Origin of the sequence: Pseudomonas brassicacearum (assembly GCF_918698105.1) — a bacterium.
Lineage (GTDB): Bacteria > Pseudomonadota > Gammaproteobacteria > Pseudomonadales > Pseudomonadaceae > Aquipseudomonas > Aquipseudomonas brassicacearum_F.
Genome location: NZ_CAKKMI010000063.1, coordinates 1 through 21612, shown reverse-complemented (window position 1 = coordinate 21612; position 21612 = coordinate 1). Strand labels below are relative to the sequence as shown.

The 21612-nt window shown below is 61.7% G+C and carries 19 protein-coding genes; 9 read left to right on the top strand and 10 right to left on the bottom strand.

Translation table 11 applies throughout. The features are described from left to right. Positions 1-125: 125 nt before the first annotated feature. From LQ215_RS21775 to LQ215_RS21760, 4 genes are all read left to right on the top strand, one after another. Positions 126-1430: a homoserine dehydrogenase gene (locus LQ215_RS21775; RefSeq protein WP_058544705.1), complete on the top strand. Its 1305-nt coding sequence runs from the start codon at positions 126-128 to the stop codon at positions 1428-1430. A 107-nt stretch (positions 1431-1537) separates the two neighbouring features. Beyond that, positions 1538-2947 carry a threonine synthase gene (gene thrC, locus LQ215_RS21770; protein WP_230152529.1) on the top strand — a complete coding sequence of 470 codons (1410 nt, stop codon included), beginning with the start codon at positions 1538-1540 and terminating at the stop codon, positions 2945-2947. A gap of 122 nt (positions 2948-3069) precedes the next feature. Next, positions 3070-4440, top strand: coding sequence for a transporter substrate-binding domain-containing protein (locus LQ215_RS21765; RefSeq protein WP_230152528.1), 1371 nt, complete (start codon positions 3070-3072; stop codon positions 4438-4440). Positions 4441-4624: 184 nt separating this feature from the next. Next, positions 4625-4912 (top strand): DUF3509 domain-containing protein, encoded by a 288-nt coding sequence (locus tag LQ215_RS21760; protein ID WP_230152527.1) that lies wholly within the window; start codon positions 4625-4627, stop codon positions 4910-4912. Between the two features lie 836 nt (positions 4913-5748). Here the strand turns inward: LQ215_RS21760 and LQ215_RS21755 are convergent. Beyond that, positions 5749-6948: a CaiB/BaiF CoA transferase family protein gene (locus LQ215_RS21755; RefSeq protein WP_230152526.1), complete on the bottom strand. Its 1200-nt coding sequence runs from the start codon at positions 6946-6948 to the stop codon at positions 5749-5751. A 147-nt stretch (positions 6949-7095) separates the two neighbouring features. On the opposite strand from LQ215_RS21755, the gene LQ215_RS21750 reads away from it, so the two are divergent. From LQ215_RS21750 to LQ215_RS21740, 3 genes are all read left to right on the top strand, one after another. Further along, complete coding sequence (locus tag LQ215_RS21750; protein WP_212797433.1) at positions 7096-7638, top strand: YaeQ family protein; 543 nt, start codon at positions 7096-7098, stop codon at positions 7636-7638. Between the two features lie 240 nt (positions 7639-7878). After that, entirely contained in the window at positions 7879-9588 is a 1710-nt protein-coding gene (gene recJ / locus LQ215_RS21745; protein WP_230152525.1) for a single-stranded-DNA-specific exonuclease RecJ, read from the top strand. Positions 9589-9817: 229 nt separating this feature from the next. After that, positions 9818-10924: an NADH:flavin oxidoreductase/NADH oxidase gene (locus tag LQ215_RS21740; RefSeq protein ID WP_214511341.1), complete on the top strand. Its 1107-nt coding sequence runs from the start codon at positions 9818-9820 to the stop codon at positions 10922-10924. Between the two features lie 188 nt (positions 10925-11112). Here the strand turns inward: LQ215_RS21740 and LQ215_RS21735 are convergent, their stop codons facing one another. Next, on the bottom strand, positions 11113-12741 hold the full coding sequence (locus tag LQ215_RS21735; RefSeq protein ID WP_230152524.1) for a glucan biosynthesis protein D: 1629 nt from the start codon (positions 12739-12741) through the stop codon (positions 11113-11115). Between the two features lie 361 nt (positions 12742-13102). Here LQ215_RS21735 and LQ215_RS21730 point away from each other — a divergent pair, with 361 nt between their 5' ends. Then, positions 13103-13288 (top strand): hypothetical protein, encoded by a 186-nt coding sequence (locus tag LQ215_RS21730; protein WP_230152523.1) that lies wholly within the window; start codon positions 13103-13105, stop codon positions 13286-13288. Between the two features lie 29 nt (positions 13289-13317). Then, positions 13318-13533, top strand: a complete 216-nt coding sequence (locus tag LQ215_RS21725; RefSeq protein ID WP_230152522.1) for an AbrB/MazE/SpoVT family DNA-binding domain-containing protein — start codon at positions 13318-13320, stop codon at positions 13531-13533. A gap of 39 nt (positions 13534-13572) precedes the next feature. Here the strand turns inward: LQ215_RS21725 and LQ215_RS21720 are convergent, their stop codons facing one another. The 8 genes from LQ215_RS21720 to LQ215_RS21685 form a co-directional block, all read right to left on the bottom strand. Continuing rightward, entirely contained in the window at positions 13573-13872 is a 300-nt protein-coding gene (locus LQ215_RS21720) for a type II toxin-antitoxin system RelE/ParE family toxin (protein ID WP_230152521.1), read from the bottom strand. Further along, positions 13835-14098 (bottom strand): CopG family ribbon-helix-helix protein, encoded by a 264-nt coding sequence (locus LQ215_RS21715; RefSeq protein WP_003198119.1) that lies wholly within the window; start codon positions 14096-14098, stop codon positions 13835-13837. Before LQ215_RS21715 ends, LQ215_RS21720 begins: the two co-directional genes overlap by 38 nt. Positions 14099-14244: 146 nt before the next feature. Further along, positions 14245-15669, bottom strand: coding sequence for a gamma-aminobutyraldehyde dehydrogenase (locus tag LQ215_RS21710; protein WP_230152520.1), 1425 nt, complete (start codon positions 15667-15669; stop codon positions 14245-14247). A 147-nt stretch (positions 15670-15816) separates the two neighbouring features. Then, positions 15817-16635: an ABC transporter permease gene (locus LQ215_RS21705; protein ID WP_057448389.1), complete on the bottom strand. Its 819-nt coding sequence runs from the start codon at positions 16633-16635 to the stop codon at positions 15817-15819. Beyond that, a complete protein-coding gene (locus tag LQ215_RS21700; protein WP_230152519.1) occupies positions 16625-17572 on the bottom strand; it encodes an ABC transporter permease in 948 nt (315 codons plus the stop codon). Before LQ215_RS21700 ends, LQ215_RS21705 begins: the two co-directional genes overlap by 11 nt. Before the next feature lies 1 nt (position 17573). Continuing rightward, on the bottom strand, positions 17574-18611 hold the full coding sequence (locus LQ215_RS21695; protein WP_230152518.1) for an ABC transporter ATP-binding protein: 1038 nt from the start codon (positions 18609-18611) through the stop codon (positions 17574-17576). 202 nt (positions 18612-18813) lie between these two features. Further along, on the bottom strand, positions 18814-19965 hold the full coding sequence (ydcS, locus tag LQ215_RS21690) for a putative ABC transporter substrate-binding protein YdcS (protein WP_230152517.1): 1152 nt from the start codon (positions 19963-19965) through the stop codon (positions 18814-18816). Between the two features lie 90 nt (positions 19966-20055). Next, complete coding sequence (locus LQ215_RS21685) at positions 20056-21513, bottom strand: gamma-aminobutyraldehyde dehydrogenase (RefSeq protein WP_230152516.1); 1458 nt, start codon at positions 21511-21513, stop codon at positions 20056-20058. Between the last annotated feature and the right edge of the window lie 99 nt (positions 21514-21612).

The window sequence follows — 21612 nt, the reverse complement described above, 5'->3', positions numbered from 1 at the left end:
CGATCCGCTTCTGAAGATCACGGCTCGGCGAAAACCTTCGTCGGGCCGTTAAACACAAAGTCGCGTTGCTGCGCGGCTGTATTTCACGGCCGACCTTGCGTCGGCCGTTTCATGGGGAGTCAAGAGTGAATCCGGTCAAAGTAGGCATCTGTGGGTTAGGTACCGTCGGTGGCGGCACCTTCAACGTACTTCAGCGCAACGCCGAGGAAATTGCTCGTCGTGCCGGGCGTGGGATCGAAGTGGCACAAATTGCCACGCGCACGCCAAAGCCTCAGTTCCAGACGACCGGTATTGCGATTACCAACGATGTCTTCGAAGTGGCCACGAACCCTGAGATCGACATCGTCATAGAGCTGGTCGGCGGCTACACCGTTGCCCGTGAGCTGGTACTCAAGGCCATCGAGAATGGCAAGCATGTGGTCACCGCGAACAAGGCGCTTATCGCTGTTCACGGTAATGAGATTTTCGCCAAGGCCCGCGAGAAGGGCGTGATCGTGGCGTTCGAAGCCGCCGTGGCCGGTGGTATCCCGGTGATCAAGGCGATCCGCGAAGGCCTGTCGGCCAACCGCATCAACTGGGTCGCGGGGATCATCAACGGCACCGGTAACTTCATCCTCACCGAGATGCGCGAGAAAGGGCGCACCTTCGAAGACGTGCTCGCCGAAGCCCAGGCCCTGGGTTACGCAGAGGCTGACCCGACGTTCGACGTGGAAGGCATCGACGCCGCGCACAAGCTGACGATCCTGGCCTCCATTGCGTTCGGCATTCCGTTGCAGTTCGACAAGGCCTACACCGAAGGCATCACCAAGCTGACCACCGCTGACGTGAACTACGCCGAAGCCTTGGGCTATCGCATCAAGCACCTGGGCGTGGCGCGCAGCACCGCCAACGGCATCGAGTTGCGCGTGCACCCGACCTTGATCCCGGCCGACCGCCTGATCGCCAACGTCAACGGCGTGATGAACGCGGTGATGGTCAACGGCGACGCCTCCGGCTCGACGCTGTTCTACGGCGCCGGTGCGGGCATGGAACCGACGGCCTCTTCGGTGATTGCCGACCTGGTGGACGTGGTTCGCGCCATGACCTCGGACCCGGAAAACCGTGTGCCGCACCTGGCCTTCCAGCCCGACTCGCTGTCGGCTCACCCGATTCTTCCGATCGAGGCCTGCGAAAGCGCCTACTACCTGCGCATCCAGGCCAAGGACCATCCGGGTGTGCTGGCCCAAGTGGCAAGTATCCTCTCGGAACGGGGCATCAACATCGAGTCGATCATGCAGAAGGAAGTCGAGGAACACGACGGCCTGGTGCCGATGATCCTGCTGACCCATCGTGTGGTCGAGCAGCGCATCAACGACGCGATTGCGGCGCTGGAAGCGCTCCAGGGTGTCGTTGGCCCGGTGGTTCGTATTCGCGTCGAACATTTGAATTAATTTAGCGGCAAGCGGTAAGTTGCAGGCTGCGAACGAAGGCAAACTTGCCTTTGAATGTGTCGCCTGCAACTTCAACGCTTGAAGCCCAAACCGAAGGTTTGCCCCCCATGCGCTATATCAGCACCCGCGGCCAGGCACCGGCCCTGAATTTCGAAGATGTCCTCCTGGCCGGCCTGGCCACGGACGGCGGTCTCTATGTGCCGGAAAACCTGCCGCGCTTCACCCAGGAAGAAATCGCTTCCTGGGCCGGCCTGCCGTATCACGAGCTGGCGTTCCGGGTCATGCGCCCGTTCGTCACCGGCAGCATCCCGGACGCCGATTTCAAGAAAATCCTGGAAGAGACCTATGGCGTCTTTTCCCACAACGCCATCGCACCGCTGCGTCAGCTCAACGGTAATGAATGGGTCATGGAGCTGTTCCACGGCCCCACCCTGGCGTTCAAGGACTTCGCCCTGCAATTGCTCGGTCGCTTGCTGGACTACGTGCTGCAAAAGCGTGGCGAGCGTGTGGTGATCGTCGGTGCCACCTCTGGCGACACCGGTTCGGCGGCCATCGAAGGCTGCAAGCATTGCGAGAACGTCGACATTTTCATCCTGCACCCGCACAACCGGGTTTCGGAAGTACAACGTCGGCAGATGACGACGATTTTCGGCGATAACATCCATAACATCGCCATCGAAGGCAACTTCGATGACTGCCAGGAGATGGTCAAGGCCAGCTTCGCCGACCAGAGCTTCCTCAAGGGCACGCGGCTGGTGGCGGTGAACTCGATCAACTGGGCGCGGATCATGGCCCAGATCGTTTACTACTTCCACGCGGCCCTGCAATTGGGCGGCCCGGCCCGCTCGGTGTCGTTCTCGGTGCCGACCGGCAACTTCGGCGATATCTTCGCCGGCTACCTGGCGCGCAACATGGGCCTGCCGATCAATCAATTGATCGTCGCCACCAACCGCAACGACATCCTGCACCGCTTCATGAGCGGCAACCAGTACGTCAAGGAAACCCTGCACGCCACGTTGTCGCCTTCGATGGACATCATGGTGTCGTCGAACTTCGAACGCCTGCTGTTCGACCTGCACGGTCGCAACGGTGCGGCGATTGCCGGGCTGATGGACAGCTTCCGCCAGGGCGGCGGTTTCAGCGTCGAGCCTGAGCGCTGGACCGAAGCCCGCAAGTTGTTCGACTCCCTGGCCGTGGACGATGAGCAGACTTGCGAAACCATCGCCGAGGTGTTCGAGCAGAGCGGTGAGTTGCTCGATCCGCACACGGCCATCGGCGTCAGGGCCGCTCGCGAGTGCCGTCGCAGCCTGGATATCCCGATGGTGATCCTGGGCACGGCACACCCGGTCAAGTTCCCGGAAGCCGTGGAGAAAGCAGGTGTAGGAAAAGCGCTCGAACTACCCGCACATCTTTCTGATTTGTTTGAGCGAGAGGAACGTTGCACCGTGTTGCCCAACGACTTGAAGGCTGTGCAGGCCTTTGTCAGCCAGCATGGCAACCGCGGCAAGCCGCTCTGAGCGCCTGAATCTGTCACATTTTGAAGCCCGTCTCCTGACGGGCTTTCTTGTTTTTGCATGCCAAACTGGTCGGGTTTTCGCCCCCTTGGAGGGACGGGCGAGTCATCTCGAAGGAAATGCAGATGTTGTTTTTTAGCAAAGGCAAGCCAGCCCTGGGCTGGGTAATGGGCTTGGCCCTGATGTACTGGGCGCAGGAGGGCAATGCGTCGCCGTTGACGGCTTTCGAAACGCCGCCGTTCAATCCTGGCGAACGGCTGGTGCTGGATGCGCAGGAACTGAAGTGGATCAAGGAGAACCCCCGAGTCATCGTGGCCACGATGGAGTTTCCGTTGTACCTGTTCAAGAATGAATTGGGGCAGTGGAACGGCCTGAACCACGACATTCTCCAGCGCATTGCGCAAATGACTGGCCTTGAGTTCGTGCATCGCGAATCGTTCTCCCCCGGCGAGTTGCTGACGATGCTGGAGAACAGCGAGGCTGACATGACGACCCTCTTGGCGATGAATGACGAACGTAAGGATTTCCTGAGTTTCAGCCATGCATTTGGTGGTTCGGGCTGGGTATTTGTTGGCCGTGATGGAGAGTCGATCCTCCATTCGCTGGATCAGTTGGAAGGGAAGGTCCTGGCGTTGCCGGCGCGGCATGCATTGGAGGCGGAGATCAGGCGCGACTACCCGGCCATCAAATTGCACACGACCAAGACCTATGGCGAGGCGCGGGCATTGGTCGAGAGCCGGGAAGCCTATGCCACCATCGAAAATGAAACCGGGATGCACTTTTATCCGGCGGGACAACTGCAGGTAGGCAGGGGCCTTGAGGGCAAATGGGAACCCGACTACCTCGCGGTACGCCAAGACCTGACCGTGCTGCTGAGTATCTTGAATAAAGCCCTGGAAGCCTTCCCGGCCGAGGAGATGCGCGCGTTGCGTTCCAAATGGATGGCCGGCATCACTCCCGTCCAGGCGCCGTCGACCTGGGAGCGGGTGTCCCGCTGGGGGTACTGGTGCGTGACCGTGGTCCTGGTGTTCGGCCTCCTGTCACTGCTATGGAACCGTCGCCTGCAGATACAGATCGACCAGCGCCTCAAGGCCGAGGCGATCCTCAAGGACCAGTTGATGCTCCAACGAGCCTTGATGGATGCCATTCCCGACCCGATTTTCATCCGGGACCTGGAAGGGCGCCTGATCATGTGCAACAAGAGCTACGAAGACCAGTTTGCGACCCGCTTCGAAAAGCTGCGGGGCACGCGGTTGACGGATTCGGCGGCATTCCCGCCGGCCACCGCCGAGTTGCTTCATGGGGAGATGATGGAGCAATTGCGCACCGGCCAGTCGCGGTTCGTCGACCGGCAATTGATGTTCGGCAGCGGTTTGCGGGAAATCTATCACTGGTCGGTGCCTTTCTATGGGGCCGACGGGCAGTTGCGCGGCATTCTGGGAGGCTGGTCCGAGGCCGCGCGTCGGTGGCGCCGTTGCGATAAGTTGATGGCTTGACGCCGACCGTCACCACGCCAAGGCTTCAAGAAAAGACAGTTGTTTGCCTGTCACATTGGGCGCGCATGCTCGGTTGAACAGGTCGAAGGCGTGCCGGTTCGGTGCGCTGACGAACTTTCTGCTGCGGCCCACGGTCACTTACTGTGAACATGCAGTTGTTTTCGGACTATTGAAGGGTGAGCGAATGGAAAGTATCAGCCTATTGCTGGGTGAGGCTTTGAGCCCGTATCAGGTCACGCTGACTCCCTCCGGCGCCAAGGGCGAATGCCTGGTGACGCTGAAGAATGCCTCCGGGGCCATCATGGTCGAGCGAGCGTTCAATCAGGCCCAATTGACCGACAAGCGTCAGTTGACGGATGTGGTCGATGGCCTGCATCGCGATGTGCTGATTGCCGAGGGCCGCCTGGAGCCCTGTGTGATTGCGGCGCTGCGCAATCTGGCGCGTGACAAGGTCATGGTCGGGGCGAATTGACCGGGCTTTCGTGGGAACCTTCCTACGTTCTGATGAGTCAGATCTTTTACCAACAAGAGCGAGCATTGTGCTCCGGTGCTTGTCGCTTGTTGTACTAACCTTGATTGGTTACGTTTAACCCCGAGTTGTCTCCCCACTCCTCGGGGTTTCTTTTTGCCTGGCGTTTGTGGTTTTAGCTTGGTTTGTCAGGTGTTGGCGCCGGTGTGGGAGCGAAGCTTGCTCGCGATGGCGGCCTTCGAGTACATATCCATTTCTGCGGTAACGGCGGCTTAGGGTTCCGCCCTGACGGCGGGTCACTTTCGAAAAGCGCGAAAGTAACCAAAGCGCTCTATGCCCCACCACTCGGTGCCTCGCCTAGGCTCGGCATGCCTGAACGAAGGCATTGCTCCGTGGGCCGCCGCGAAGGGCCATCCATGGCCCAGCGCGGCTAACCCGGCATCCATGCCGGGTTGCCCACTGCGCAATACCTTCGTTCAGCCAGCGTGGTTAATGGGGCGCCCCCAGATCAAAAACAAAACCGAGGCGGCCTAATAGCCGACCTGGTTCTCCCGGTCGTACGCCCATCATATCTGTGGGAGCAAAGCTTGCTCGCGAGGCGGCCTGACAGCCGACCTGGCTCTCCCGGTCGTACTCGGACCCAACTGTGGGAGCGAGCCTGCTCGCGAAGGCGGCCTTGCATCCGGCCTGATTCTCCCGGTGGTACTCCGATCCAATTGTGGGAGCGAGCTTGCTCGCGATTGCGGTGTGCCAGTCAACATCAGGTCGACTGAGCCGACGCTATCGCGAGCAAGCTCGCTCCCACAGTTTGATCTTCAGTGACGGCCCGCTGCGGCGCGTCAAATGGCCCCGTCGCTACGCAGCTTGGCGATCTGCTGCGCATCGTAGCCAAGCTCGCCAAGCACTTGTGCGTTGTGTTCACCCAGTGCCGGCCCAACCCATTCGGAAGTGCCCGGGGTGTCGGAAAGTTTCGGTACGATCCCCGGCATCTTGAACGCCTTGCCGTCGGGCAATTTGGCCTGCAGGAACATTTCACGGGCCAGGAACTGCGGGTCGCTGAACATATCCTCGGCGCTGAAGATCCGACTGGCCGGCACTCCGGCCTGGTTCAATTGGTCGATAACGCTGTCGAGCGGCAGCGAGTTGACCCAGCGATCGATGACGCCGTACAGCTCGTCACGGCGGCTGTCACGGCCGTCGTTGCTGGCCAGTTGCGGGTCATTGGCCAGGTCGTCGCGGCCGATGATCTGCATGAAGCGCTTGAAGATCGCGTCGCCGTTGGCACCAATCTGCACGTGCTTGCCGTCAGCGCTGGTGTGGATGGACGAGGGGGTGATGCCGGGCATGATGTTGCCGGTGCGTTCGCGGATGAAGCCGAACACGTCGAACTCGGGCACCATGCTTTCCATCATGGCAAAAATCGCCTCATACAGGGCCACATCCACCACTTGTCCGGTGCCGCCGTTGACCTCGCGGTGACGCAGGGCCATCAGTGCGCCGATCACGCCCCAGAGGGCCGCGATGGAGTCGCCGATGGAAATCCCGGTGCGTACCGGCGGACGGTCCTCGAAGCCGGTGATGTAGCGCAGGCCGCCCATGGACTCGCCCACCGCGCCAAACCCCGGCTGATCTTTCATCGGCCCGGTCTGGCCGAAGCCCGAAAGTCGCACCATCACCAGTTTGGGGTTCAGCGCATGCAGGACATCCCAGCCCAGGCCGAGTTTTTCCAGTACGCCGGGGCGAAAATTCTCGATCAGGATATCGGCTTCGCCGATCAGTTTTTTCAGGATCGCCAGGCCTTCGGGGTGCTTGAGGTTCAAGGTCAGGGACTTCTTGTTGCGAGCCTGGACGAACCACCACAGCGAGGTGCCTTCGTACAGTTTGCGCCACTTGCGCAGGGGGTCACCGCCGTCGGGTGACTCGACCTTGATGACCTCGGCACCGAATTCGCCGCAGATGCGCGAGGCGAAGGGCCCGGCGATCAAGGTGCCGAGTTCGATGACTTTGACGCCGGCAAGGGGTTTGGCAGTAAGCGACATGACAGATCCTGTAGGACAAAGGCAGAACGAATAGAGCGTTTTATCATAGGCCAAGGTCAGTCGCCGCAGGTTGATGGTCGGCAATTCGTGGATTGCCCGCGTCATCGGTTAGACTTGCCGCCTTTCCTCGTATCAAGAAGCCCGTTCATGGCCCAGCCGTCCACGACCTACAAGTTTGAACTGAACCTCACCGACCTCGACCGCAATGTGTACGAGAATGTGAAGCAGACCATCGCCCGCCACCCTTCGGAAACCGAAGAGCGCATGACCGTGCGCCTGCTGGCCTATGCGTTCTGGTACAACGAACTGCTGGCGTTTGGTCGTGGTCTGTCAGACGTCGATGAGCCTGCGCTGTGGGAAAAAAGCCTGGATGACCGTGTGCTGCACTGGATCGAAGTCGGCCAGCCGGATGCCGATCGCCTGACCTGGTGCTCGCGCCGGACCGAACGCACCAGCTTGCTGGCCTACGGCAGCCTGCGGGTCTGGGAAGGCAAGGTGATCCCGGCGGTCAAGAACCTGAAAAACGTCAACATCGCCGCGGTGCCCCAGGACGTGCTCGAAACCCTGGCCAAGGACATGCCCCGGGTGATCAAGTGGGACGTGATGATCAGCGAGGGCACGATTTTCGTGACCGACGACCGTGGCCAGCATGAAGTCCAGTTGCAATGGTTGCTGGGCGAGCGTGGTTGAGCCCGCCGGGCCCTGTAGGAGCTGGGTAGGAGCTGTGTAGGAGCTGTGTAGGAGCTGTCGAGTGCAACGAGGCTGCGATCTTTCCCCTGACACTTGAGTCTCAAGCGAAGGATCGAAAGATCAAAAGATCAAAAGATCAAAAGATCGCAGCCTTCGGCAGCTCCTACAGTGCAACCCAAGCGGGTGCAAGCTCCCTCGCCACCCGGATTTTCACCATTAAAGAGAAGTTTTCGTCACCCCATGCGCATAGAACCCCGCCAACTGCCCGACACCCTGCCATTCCTCGGTGACCTGCCGCCCCTGTTGACCCGCCTGTACGCAGCGCGTGGGGTGCAGTCCGAGGCTGAACTGGACAAGAGCCTGGCGCGTTTGATTCCCTTCCAACGGCTCAAGGGGATCGACGCCGCGGTGGATCTGCTGGTGACGGCGTTGGAGCAGCGCCAGCGCATCCTGATCGTGGGTGACTTCGATGCCGATGGCGCGACCGCCAGCACTGTGGGCATGCTGGGCTTGCGCCTGCTCGGTGCGGCCCATGTCGATTACCTGGTGCCCAATCGGTTTGAATATGGCTACGGGCTGACCCCGGAAATCGTCGAAGTCGCCTTGACCCGCGAACCGCAGTTGCTGATCACCGTGGATAACGGCATTTCCAGCGTGGAAGGCGTGGCGGCGGCGAAAGCGGCGGGGCTCAAGGTGCTGGTCACCGACCACCACTTGCCCGGCCTCGAACTGCCGGCGGCCGATGCGGTCGTCAATCCGAACCAGCCGGGCTGCGAATTCCCGAGCAAGGCCCTGGCCGGTGTCGGCGTCATTTTTTATGTGCTGATGGCGTTGCGGGCGCGTCTGCGCAGCTTTGGGTGGTATGCCAGTACACCCCAGCCGAACATCGGCGAATTGCTCGACCTGGTGGCCCTGGGCAGCGTGGCCGACGTGGTGCCCCTGGACGCGAATAACCGGATCCTGGTGCACCAGGGCCTGGAACGGATTCGCGCCGGACGCGCCCGGCCCGGCATCAAGGCCATCCTGGAAGTGGCCAAGCGCGATGCTTCGCGGATTACCTCCACCGATCTCGGCTTTATCCTCGGGCCGCGCCTGAACGCGGCGGGGCGCCTGGATGACATGAGCCTGGGCATCGAATGCCTGCTCACCGACGACGCGGCCCTGGCGCGGGAGATGGCGGCGCAACTGGACGGCATGAACCAGGACCGCAAGTCCATCGAGCAGGGCATGCAGCGCGAAGCCCTGGCCCAGCTCAAGGACCTGCCGGTGGAGTCGATGCCGTTCGGTTTGTGCCTGTTCGATCCGCAGTGGCACCAAGGGGTGATCGGCATCCTCGCCTCGCGGATGAAAGAGCGCTATTTCCGCCCGACCATCGCCTTTGCCGATGCCGGGGACGGCTTGCTCAAGGGCTCGGGGCGCTCGGTACCGGGCTTTCACATTCGCGATGCGTTGAGCGTCGTGGCGGCGCAGCATCCGACCCTGATCAGCAAGTACGGTGGTCACGCCATGGCGGCGGGGCTGACGCTGCCGGAGGCGAATTTTCCGTTGTTCGCCGAGGCGTTCGATGCGGAAGTGCGTCGGCAGTTGCGCGAAGAAGACCTGACCGGCCGGCTGTTGTCGGACGGCACCCTGGCGGTGGAGGAGTTCCACCTGGAACTGGCCCGGGCACTGCGCCACGCCGGCCCCTGGGGCCAGCACTTTCCCGAGCCGATGTTCCACGGCCTGTTCCAGTTGGTCGAACAGCGCGTGGTGGGCGAACGGCACCTGAAGGTCATCCTCAAGAGCGAGTGCGGTTCGGTGAAGCTTGATGGCATCGCCTTTGGCATCGACCGCGAGATCTGGCCCAACCCTACGGTGCGTTGGGTGGAGCTGGCCTACAAGCTCGACCTCAACGAGTTCCGCGGCCAGGAAACGGTGCAATTGATGATTGCCCATATCGAGCCGCGGTAGCCGATACGCCGATGAGCCTTAAGTGAACAGCATCGCGTCACACCGTCGGTTTTTAACTTCTGAACCCTCCGTCCTTGCGGGTTGTCGACTAGGCTCTAAGCACTGCTTGATAGCCCTTGTGACGTCTTGTCGAATTTTTTGCCCGCGGGGGCGGGTGTTGCACCTTTTGTCACTCGTCGACTTTTCAAACAGAACCCTGGAGCCTGCCCACTGATTCGAGAGGTGCCCCATGAGTCTGCTGCTGGAACCCTATACCCTTCGCCAATTGACCCTGCCCAATCGCATCGCGGTATCGCCGATGTGCCAGTATTCGAGCACCGATGGCCTGGCCAACGATTGGCACCTGGTGCACTTGGGCAGCCGTGCCGTGGGTGGTGCCGGCCTGGTGTTCACCGAAGCCACCGCCGTGACCGCCGACGGTCGCATCACCGCCCAGGACCTGGGGCTGTGGAATGACGAACAGATCGAACCCTTGCAACGCATCACCCGGTTCATCACCGCCCAAGGGGCCGTGCCGGGCATACAACTGGCCCATGCCGGACGCAAGGCCAGCACCTGGCGACCTTGGCTGGGCAAGCATGGCAGCGTAAAACCAGCGGACGGCGGCTGGGTTCCGGTCGGCCCGTCGCCGATTGCCTTCGACCCGCAACACACCCCGCCGGTGCAGTTGGACGAAGGCCAGATCGCCGGTGTGATCCAGGCCTTCGTGGATTCGGCCAAGCGCGCCCTTACCGCCGGCTTCAAAGTGGTCGAGGTCCACGCGGCCCATGGTTATCTGCTGCATCAGTTCCTGTCGCCGTTGAGCAATCAGCGCCGCGATCAATACGGCGGTTCGTTCGAGAATCGCATCCGCCTGGTGCTGCAAGTCACCGAGGCGGTGCGGGCCGTATGGCCTGAAGAGCTGCCGGTGTTCGTTCGCGTTTCCGCCACCGATTGGGTCGAAGACGGGTGGAACCCAGACGAAACCGTGGAGCTGGCGCGGCGATTCAGGGCACTGGGGGTGGATTTGATCGATGTGTCATCGGGTGGCACGGCCGCCAACGCAGAAATTCCCACCGGCCCGGGTTACCAGACACGCTTTGCCGAGCGGGTGCGCAAGGAGTCGGAAATCGCCACCGGCACCGTCGGCATGATCACTGAACCGGCCCAGGCCGAACACATCCTGCGCACCTGCCAGGCCGATATCATCTTCCTGGCCCGCGAATTGTTGCGCGATCCGTACTGGGCCCTGCATGCCGATGATGACCTGGGCGGCCGCAAGGCCACGTGGCCGGCACAGTACCAGCGGGCCACGCATCGGGACCAGCCGATTCACGAGTCGGATTTGCGCGATTGAGTGGTTGGTAAAACAAAAAGCCCCGGTCGTCATTGGCCGGGGTTTTTGTTTATCTGGCTGGATTATTCGGTGGCTGTACCGGCCTCATCGCGAGCAAGCTCGCTCCCACAGGGAATGTGTGAACGACACAAAACTACTGTGGGAGCGAGCTTGCTCGCGATAGGGGCAGCCCCGACACCCGATCCCTATCAGGGATACTTGCGCTTATCCGGCGCCGGCGGGAAGTACTGGTACAACCAGGTCTCGCTCAAGGTGCGGTCCTTGGTGCGAATGAACAGGCGCATCTGCACCGGCTCTACGCTGTCGTCGGTCGGGTACCAGTCGAAGGTGATGCGGTAGCCCTTGATTGCATCCATCACCAGCACGTTGAAGTCCTTCACTTCGCCATGGGAGCAGGTCACCACCGGTTCGATGCCGGTGCCAGGCGGCAGTTGGTCGAGGCCGCCGCCGCTGAAGTCCACGGCGAAACGGCGTGCCCAGACGGTCGGGTAATGCTCGCCCGGGGCCCAGCCTTCGATGAAGCCGCCCATGCCTGAACGGGTGGCGTCGACGCGGGCCAGGTCGGTGCTGACCGGGGGCAGCGCGCTCCAGTAGAGCTTGTAGCCATAGTTCAGCGAGTCGCCGGCGGCCACCGGTTTTTTCGGTGTCCAGAACGCGACGATGTTGTCCAGGGTTTCGCCGGTGGTAGGAATCTCCAGCAGGTCCACCGAGCCTTCGCCCCAGGCCGTCGTCGGTTCGACCCACAGGCTGGGGCGCTTGCTGTACCAGTCCACGGTGTCCTGGTAGCTGGCGAAGTCATGGTCGGTCTGCACCAGGCCGAAGCCTTTCGGGTCCTTGTCGGCGAAGGCGTTGAATTGCAAGGTGGCGGGGTTGTTCAACGGCCGGCACACCCACTCGCCGTTGCCGCGCCACATGGCCAGCCGGTCGGAATCGTGGATTTGCGGGTGAATGGTGTCGCACATGCGCCGTTCGACGGTGCCACAGCTGAACATGCTGGTCATGGGCGCGATACCCAGTTGATCGATGGCGGTACGGGCATTGATGTGCGCGTCGATCTCCATCACTACCCGGGTCGGCTGGCAATCGATGTCAAACCGATAGGCACCCGTGGCGCTGGGGGAGTCGAGCAGGGCATAGACGACGAAGCGGGTGCTGTTCTTTTCCGGGGTTTCGAACCAGAACTTGGTGAAGTCGGGGAACTCCTCACGCTTCTTGGCATAGGTGTCGATGGCCAGGCCGCGGGCCGACAGCCCGTACTGGCCGCTGGCATCCACCGCGCGGAAGTAGCTGGCCCCCAGAAACGAAACGATGTCGTGTCGGTCCAGTTCCGGCGCCTTGAAGACGCGAAAGCCGGCGAAGCCCAGGTCACCCGTCAGTTGCGAGGTGTTGACCGTGGTTTTCTCATAGTTGAACAGTTCCGGACGGAAGTGCACCTCACGGGCCATGCGCGTCTTCGGATCGACGCTGAACATGCGCACCGGCTGCTTGAAACCCATGCCGACGTGGAAGAACTGTGCATCCAGTTGCCGCCCGTCGAGGTCATTCCACAGGGAGTGGTTGGCGTCGTACCGGATGGCGTTGAATTGCAGCGGCGACATTTGCGCCAGCGTAGGAGGCAGGACTTGCTTGGTGTCGACATAGCGGCTCTCGGCCAGCCGCCGGGCCTGATCCTTCAAACCATTGAAATCGAAGGGACGGGCTTCGCCGTCGGCGGTCTGGTCGGCGGCCCAAGCACGTGCGGCCATGAGCCCGGAGGCCGATAACCCGGTGTAGGCGGCGAAGGCCATGGAGGCCTTGAGCAGATTCCTGCGGTGCATAAATACAACCTTTCTCGAAACAATCCCGAGCCGATCCTGGCAACAGAGACTGATAAGGGAGTTCGGACATGCCTTTGACCAAACGCGACGAACGTTAGAACAGATGCCTGAGAGCTGGATCGGTTCACCGAGGCGCAAAATCATAGGGGAAATACGGGCTGAAAGAGCAAGGAAAGCTGGGCTTGGTCAAATTTTCTTACAGTTATTTCTTTTTTTATGTCGTTTCCAACTATTTTTGACTAATTACTCTAAAACTCCCTTTTCACGCTTGGAATCCTCCCTATTCTTTAGCGTGATAGAGGATCTAACCCGGATTCAGACGGCGCTATCAGGTCAATCTCGACGTAAAGAAGGACAACTCATGACAAAAATACAGGGCATTGCCGAAATGCTGGGGATCTTTCCAGGCCTGGCCAACCCGCGCAGGACACGCCGGCTCAGCCTGGAAGAATTGAGGCTGGTGGAGCGCTATCGGGAGTTGTCGGAAAACGACCGCATCGCCATGCGCTATCTGGTGGATGCGATGCGCAGTGTTTCGCGGTTTTGAATAGGGTGATATTCAAAAAGGAGGACATTATGCGAACGACGATGACAAGCAAGGGGCTGGTTACCATCCCTAAGCCAATTCGCGACGCCCTGCAATTAGTCCCGGGTCGTGCAATTGAATTCAGTATCAACGCGCATGGCGAAGTGGTGTTACGTGCCGGTCATTCTCAGGCAGGACAAGACTTATCCCCCGATCGCTTCGAAGCCGTACGTGGCAAGGCGGATATAAAGGGAGCGTACAGATGATCTGATGGCGCCGCTGGCGGTCAGGTGGGATGGCCGACATCACTCCACCGACCAATCCTGCGGACGTTCGGTGCGCTGGTGCAGTATCCGCAGGACCTGCAGTTGTCCCTGCTTGAGTCGGTAGGGAGCAACGAACGGGTAGCGTGTCAGCACGAGCTCTCGAATATCGGGAGCGACCGAAGGACGGCCCGAGCCGGGAAAGCGTTGCAGTTGGCGCAATGTTTCCAGAATGGCGCTGATGACCTCATCGGCGCCTTCCGCGCCGATAGCGCTTTGGTAATGTTCGTGAATCGAATCGAGGTCACTCTGTGCTTTGTCGGTCAGTACGATGCTCGGCACGCTTTGCCCACTTAGCCTTCACGGCGTCCAGATCGGTCAGGTTTCCAGCGTCGGCATCGGCTATGCCTTCGCTGATGGCTTGCAGATGCCAGGACTCGGCTTCCACATATCGAACCAGTGCACGCTTGAGGTGATATTGACGGTCGCGGTCGGTGGCGGCAGCCAGCAAGTCCAGCTGTTGGGCCAGACCTTCTTCCACACGAAAGGACAAAACGGGCGAGGCCATGGCTGATCTCCAAGATGTATACGTTGTAGACACCCTAGGTGCTGCCAGGATTTCCGTCAACCGGCGAGCGTGCACCGATCGACGAAAACCTTAGCAGGGCGAACGCAGGGCAGGCGCGGGCATGTGTTTCCAACGTTGTCTTGCCGTCAATGCTTGAACATCACATGCCGCACCACCGTGTAATCCTCCAGCCCATACATGGACATGTCCTTGCCATAGCCGGAACGTTTCTGACCGCCATGGGGCATTTCGCTGACGAGCATGAAGTGGGTGTTCACCCAGGTGCAGCCATATTGCAGGCGTGCCGACAGGCGATGGGCGCGGCCGATGTCGGCGGTCCACACCGATGAGGCCAGGCCGTAGTCCGAGTCGTTGGCCCAGGCCAGCACTTGCGCTTCGTCGAGGAACGGCGTGACGGACACCACCGGCCCGAAGACTTCCCGACGGACGATTTCGTCGTCCTGCTGGGCGTCGGCCAATACTGTCGGTTCGAAGAAGAATCCGTTGCCCTCCACCGCCTTGCCACCGGTGATCAGGCGGATATGCGGCTGGGCGATGGCTCGTTCGACGAACCCGGCCACGCGGTCACGATGCTGGGCGGTGATCAGCGGGCCCATCTCGGTGTCTGGCGCCGTTTGCAGGCCATACATGATGCTGCTCACCGCGGCGCCGAGTTTCTCGACGAACTGGTCGTAGATGCCTTGCTGGGCATAGATTCGGCAGGCGGCGGTGCAGTCCTGGCCGGCGTTGTAGAAACCGAAGGTGCGGATGCCTTCCACGGCCGCGTCAATATCGGCATCGTCGAAAATGATCACCGGGGCCTTGCCGCCCAGCTCCATGTGCATGCGCTTGACGCTGTCGGACGTGCTGGAAATGATGTTCGCGCCGGTGGCGATGGAGCCGGTAAGCGACACCATGCGCACTTTCGGGTGAGTGACCAGCGGGTTGCCGACGGTTTGCCCGCGACCGAAGATCACGTTGAGCACACCAGCCGGGAAAATTTCCGACGCCAGTTCCGCCAGGCGCAACGCCGTCAGCGGAGTCTGCTCCGACGGCTTGAGCACCACGGTATTGCCGGCGGCCAGGGCCGGGGCGATTTTCCAGGCGACCATCATCAACGGGTAGTTCCACGGCGCGATGGAGGCGATGACGCCCACCGGGTCGCGGCGGATCATCGAGGTGTGCCCCGGCAGGTATTCGCCGCCCGCCGAGCCACTCATGCAGCGGCTGGCGCCGGCAAAGAAGCGGAACACGTCGGCAATCGCCGGGATCTCGTCATTCAGCGCGGCGCTCAAGGGTTTGCCGCAGTTGTCCGACTCCAGTTTCGCCAGTTCTTCGCCGTGGGCTTCGATGGCATCGGCCAGCTTGAGCAGCAACAGGGAGCGGTCCTTGGGCGGCACTTGCGACCATGACTCGAAGGCGGCGTCGGCGGCGCGCACGGCGGCATCCACCTGGGCTTCGCTGGCTTCATTGATCTCCACCAGCACCCGCCCCAGCGATGGGTTGAACACCGCCTGGCCAGGGCCTTCGCCGTTCACCAGGTGGCCGTTGATCAGCAGTTTGGTTTGCATAGCATTGTCCTCATCGAAGCAGTTCTGTGTCTGCTGGAACCGATCCCTGTGGGAGCGAGCTTGCTCGCGATAACGGTCTTACAGTCGACATCTGTGTTGAATCTTTGTCAGTCATCGCGAGCAAGCTCGCTCCCACAAAAAGCCCTTCTACTTCCCGCCGCTACCGGCCACGCTCTCACCGCCACGGGTCAGGTAATACGCGCCCAATATCGGCAACATCGTGACCATCATCACCAGCATCGCCACCACGTTGGTCACCGGTACATCGCGCGGGCGGCTGAGTTGGTTGAGCAGCCACAGCGGCAAGGTGCGTTCGTGGCCGGCGGTGAAGGTGGTGACGATGATTTCGTCAAATGACAGCGCAAAGGCCAGCATCCCGCCGGCCAGCAGTGCCGACCCCAGGTTAGGCAAGATGATGTAGCGAAAGGTCTGCCAGCCGTCGGCGCCCAGGTCCATCGAGGCCTCGATCAGGCTGTGGGAGGTGCGGCGCAGGCGGGCGATGACGTTGTTGTAGACGATCACCACGCAAAAGGTGGCATGGCCGACGACGATGGTGAACATGCCCGGCTCGATGCCCAGGGTCTTGAAGGTCGCCAGCAGCGCAATGCCGGTGATGATGCCCGGCAAGGCAATCGGCAGGATCAGCATCAGCGAAATGCCCTGTTTGCCAAAGAAATCCCGACGGTACAGTGCCGCCGAGGCCAGGGTGCCAAGCACCATGGCGATCAGCGTGGCGATGGCCGCGACCTGCAACGACAGCTTGATCGCCTCCAGCACATCCGGGCGCGAGAAGGCGACGCTGAACCACTTCAGGGTCAGGCCCTTGGGCGGGAAGCTGAACGCCGCGTCCTCGGTATTGAAGGCGTAGAGGAAGATGATCAGGATCGGGAAATGCAGGAACACCAGTCCGCCCCACGCCGCGATCCGCAAGCCCCACGAGGCCCGGTCTTGAGAGTCAGAGTGCATCGAAAGCCCCCAGGCGCTTGACGATAGACAGGTAGATGGCGATCAGCACGATGGGCACCAGGGTGAACGCCGCGGCCATGGGCATGTTGCCGATGGCGCCTTGCTGGGCATAGACCATGCTGCCGACGAAGTAGCCCGGCGGGCCCACCAGTTGCGGCACGATGAAATCTCCCAGGGTCAGCGAGAACGTGAAGATCGAGCCGGCGGCGATGCCGGGGATCGACAGCGGCAGGATCACTTGCATGAACGTCTGGTGTGGCCTGGCGCCCAGGTCGGCCGAGGCTTGCAGCAGCGAGGGCGGCAGACGCTCCAGGGACGCCTGGATCGGCAGGATCATGAACGGCAGCCAGATGTAGACGAACACCAGGAACCGGCCCAGGTGTGAGGTGGACAAGGTGCTGCCGCCCACGCCTGGGATCCCCAGCACGAACTGCAACACCGGCCCCAGGCCCAGGTGCTGGACGAACCACTGCGCCACGCCACCCTTGGCCAGCAGCAGCGTCCAGGCATAGGCCTTGACGATATAGCTGGCCCACATCGGCAGCATCACCGCGATGTAGAAAAACGCCTTGGTCTTGCCACGGGTGTAGCGCGCCATGTAGTAGGCAATCGGGAACGCAACGATGGCGCTGGCGATGGACACGGCTATCGCCATGCTCAGGGTGCGCACAATGATGTCGAAGTTCGACGGTTGGAACAGCGCCGCGAAATTCGCCAGGGTCAGGTCCGGCGTGACCGCCATGGTGAAGTCGTCGAAGGTGTAGAAACCCTGCCACAGCAAGGTCAGCAGCGAGCCCAGGTAGATCGCGCCGAACCAGATCAGCGGCGGCACCAGCAACATCGACAGGTACAGGTTGGGGCGCCGGTACAGCAGGTTGGAAAAGCGTCGCAACGGTGAACCGGGCGTGGGCGTTTGAGCGATGGCCAGGGTGTTCATCTCACACCTCGCCACTGACGGTGTCGTGCAGCGCGACCATCGCCTCCCGCGCCCAGCGTACGCTCAGGTGCTGGCCGGTCTGGTGCTGGGCGGTGTTGTCCAGCCACTGGGTGTTGGCCTGGCTGAGGTTTAGGGTCTGGCCGTTGGCAAGTTTCAACTCGTAGCGCGTGGCACTGCCCTGGTACTGGATGTCGTGCAGCAGGCCGTGGACCTCGATCTCACCACTGGCCAGCGGGCCCTCGGCAAAACGCACGTGTTCCGGGCGGATCGAGAACGGCTGTGGATAACCGCTCAGTTCCCGGGCCAGCTCGCCACGAATCACGTTGGAGGTGCCGACGAATTCGGCGACGAAGGTGGTCGCCGGTTTCATGTACAGGTTGCGTGGGGTATCGACCTGTTCGATGCGCCCCTTGTTGAACACCGCCACGCGGTCGGACATCGACAGCGCTTCGGTCTGGTCGTGGGTGACAAAAATGAAGGTGATGCCCAGCTGGCGTTGCAGCTTCTTCAACTCGCCTTGCATCTGTTCGCGCAGCTTCAGGTCCAGGGCGCCCAAGGGTTCGTCGAGCAGCAACACCCGTGGGCGATTGACCAGCGCGCGGGCCAGGGCCACGCGTTGGCGCTGGCCGCCGGAGAGCTGTACCGGCTTGCGTTCGCCGTAGCCGCCCAGGGCAACCATCTCCAGCGCTTCGTTGGCGCGCTGGATGCGCTCGGCCTTGGCGACGCCTTTGACTTTCAGGCCGTAGGCCACGTTGTCGCGCACGTTCATATGAGGGAAGAGGGCGTAGTCCTGGAACACCGTGTTGACGTCCCGCTGGTACGGCGCAAGCCCAGTGGCCTCTTCGCCGTGGATGCGGATCGAGCCGGCAGTGGGTTGTTCGAACCCGGCGATCAGTCGCAGGCAGGTGGTCTTGCCCGAGCCGGACGGGCCCAGCATGGAAAAGAACTCGCCGTCCTGGATGTCGATGCAAACCCGGTCAACGGCCTTCACATCGCCGAATTGACGGGATACCTGGGTGAATTGGACTGCAAGCGTCATGGTGGCTCCAAAGAAGCGGGGCGGGTATGAAACGTCAACGATTGGCATGCGATCCCGTGGCGAGGGAGCTTGCTCCCGCTGGGGGGCGAAGCCGCCCCCAAACCAGGCGATGCGGTGGGTCAGCTAATACCGCGTCGGTCCGTTTTGGGCGTGCTGCGCACGCCAGCGGGAGCAAGCTCCCTCGCCACAGGGTTGCTCCGATTTACCGCCCGCCCATGATCGCAATGTAGTCCTGGGTCCAGCGGCTGTACGGCACGAACTTGCCGCCCTCGGCCTGTGGGGTTTTCCAGAAGGCGATCTTGTCGAACTGATCGAAACCGTTGGTCTTGCAACCTTCGGCGCCCAGCAGTTCGCTGGCCTTGCACGCCGCCGGCACCGCCGGCAACGAGCCGAACCATGCGGCGACGTCACCCTGGACTTTCGGTTGCAGCGACCAGTCCATCCACTTGTACGCGCAGTTGGGATGCTTGGCCTCGGCGTGCAACATCGTGGTGTCGGCCCAGCCGGTGGCGCCTTCTTTCGGAATGGTCGAGGCGATCGGTTGCTTCTCGTTCATCAGGCCGTTGACCTGATACGGCCAGGCGCCGGAGGCCACCACGCCTTCGTTCTTGAAATCGCTCATCTGCACGGTGGTGTCGTGCCAGTAGCGGTGGATCAGCGGTTGCTGGGCCCGCAGCAATTCCAACACGGCCTTGTACTGGGCTTCGTCGAGTTGATAGGGGTCCTTGATGCCCAGCTCAGGCTTGGCGGTCTTGAGGTACAGCGCGGCGTCGGCGATGTAGATCGGGCCATCGTAGGCTTGCACGCGACCTTTGTTTGGCTTGCCGTCGGGCAGGTTCTGGGCGCTGAACAGCACGCTCCAACTGGTGGGCGCCTGCTTGAACACCTCGGTGTTGTACATCAGCACGTTCGGGCCCCACTGGTACGGAGTGCCGTAGGTCTGCTGGTTGACCACGTACCACGGTGCATCCTTGAGCCGCGGGTCGAGGTTTTTCCAGTTGGGGATCAGCGCGGTGTTGATCGGCTGCACGCGCTTGCCGGCAATCAGCCGCAACGAGGCGTCGCCCGAGGCGGTGACCAGGTCGTAGCCGCCCTTGGTCATCAGGCTGACCATTTCGTCGGAGGTGGCGGCGGTTTTCACATTGACCTTGCAACCGGTTTCCTTCTCGAAACCGGTGACCCAATCGTAGGCCTTGTCGCTTTCGCCGCGTTCGATGTAACCCGGCCAGGCGACGATATCCAGTTGGCCCTCACCGGCGCCAACGGCCTTGAGCGGTTCGGCGGCCTGGAGGCTGACGCTGGTCAGCAGCGCCGTGGTGATTGCACTGAGCAATACGGTCTTGTGCGCGTACATGGAAATCCCTCTTGCTTTAATTATGGTCGGGGCAGTGTTCGAACAGAGTGAAGCGCCATGGATGGCCTGTTATTAGAGTAGTGCTGTTATCTACAGATGCTGGCCGTGGCGGGCCATGATGTGGCGCACCACGCTGTAGTCCTGGAGCGAATCGCTGGACAGGTCTTTGCCGTAACCCGAACGTTTCAGGCCGCCGTGGGGCATTTCGCTGACCAGCATGAAGTGGCTGTTGATCCAGGTGCAGCCGTATTGCAGCCGCGCCGCCACTTGCATGGCCTTGTCGAGGTTCTGGGTCCATACCGAGGACGCCAGGCCGTATTCGGAATCGTTGGCCCAGTCCACCGCCTGGCTGAGTTCGTCGAAGCGGGTCACGGTGACGACCGGGCCGAACACTTCGCGCTGGACGATTTCATCGCTTTGCTTGCAGCCGGCCAGCAACGTGGGCTGGTAGTAGAAGCCGGCGCCGGAATGCACCGCCGCGCCGGTAATGCGTTCGATGTGTGGCTGGCCGAGGGCGCGCTCGACAAAACTGGCGACCCGGTCGCGCTGGCGGGTGCTGATCAGCGGGCCGATCTCATTGTCGGCATCGCGCTTGCCGGCAAAGCGCAGGCTGCTGACCGCCGCGCCGAGTTCGGCCACCAGGCGGTCATGAATCCCATCCTGGGCGTAGATCCGGCAGGCCGCGGTGCAATCCTGGCCGGCGTTGTAATAACCGTAGGTGCGCACGCCTTCGACCACGGCCTGGATGTCGGCGTCGTTGCACACGATCACCGGCGCCTTGCCGCCCAGCTCCAGGTGCGTGCGCTTGAGGGTTTTCGCCGCGGCCTGGAGGATCTTCTGCCCGGTGACGATATCGCCGGTCAGCGAGACCATGCGCACTTTGGGATGGCTGACCAGATGGCTGCCCACACCTTCGCCGCCCCCGCAGAGAATATTGATCACGCCTCGTGGCAGGATCTGGGCCAGTGTCGGCGCCAGGGCCAGGATCGACAGCGGTGTGTGTTCCGACGGCTTGAACACCAGCGTATTGCCGGCGGCCAGGGCCGGGGCGATTTTCCACGCGGCCATCATGATCGGGTAGTTCCACGGCGCAATGGACGCCACCACGCCGATCGGGTCGCGGCGCACCATGCTGGTGTAGCCGGGCAGATATTCACCACTGAGCTGGCCGGTCTGGCAGCGCACGGCGCCGGCGAAGAACCGGAATACATCCACCGTCGCACTGAGGTCATCCTGGCGCGCCAGGTGCAGCGGCTTGCCGCAGTTCAGGGATTCGAGGCGGGCCAGCTCATCGGCGTTCTTTTCGATGGCGCTGGCGATGTCCAGCAGCAGGTTCGAACGTTGTTGCGGCGTGGTGCGCGACCAGCTGTCAAAGGCCTGGTGGGCGGCGAGGATCGCGGCTTCGACCTGCTCGGTACTGGCCTCGGCGATGTGAGCCAGCACTTCGCCGGTGGCCGGGTTGAGGATCGGCTCGACAATGCCTTCACCGGGAACCAGTTCCCCGTCGATCAGCAACGCGGTGCACAACGGGGTTTGCGTGCCAGCCATTTTTATAGGTCTCAGTTGAAACAAAGAACCTGTGGGAGCGAGCTTGCTCGCGATAGCGGTGTGTCAGTCGAATCTATGTTGCCTGACCCACCGCTATCG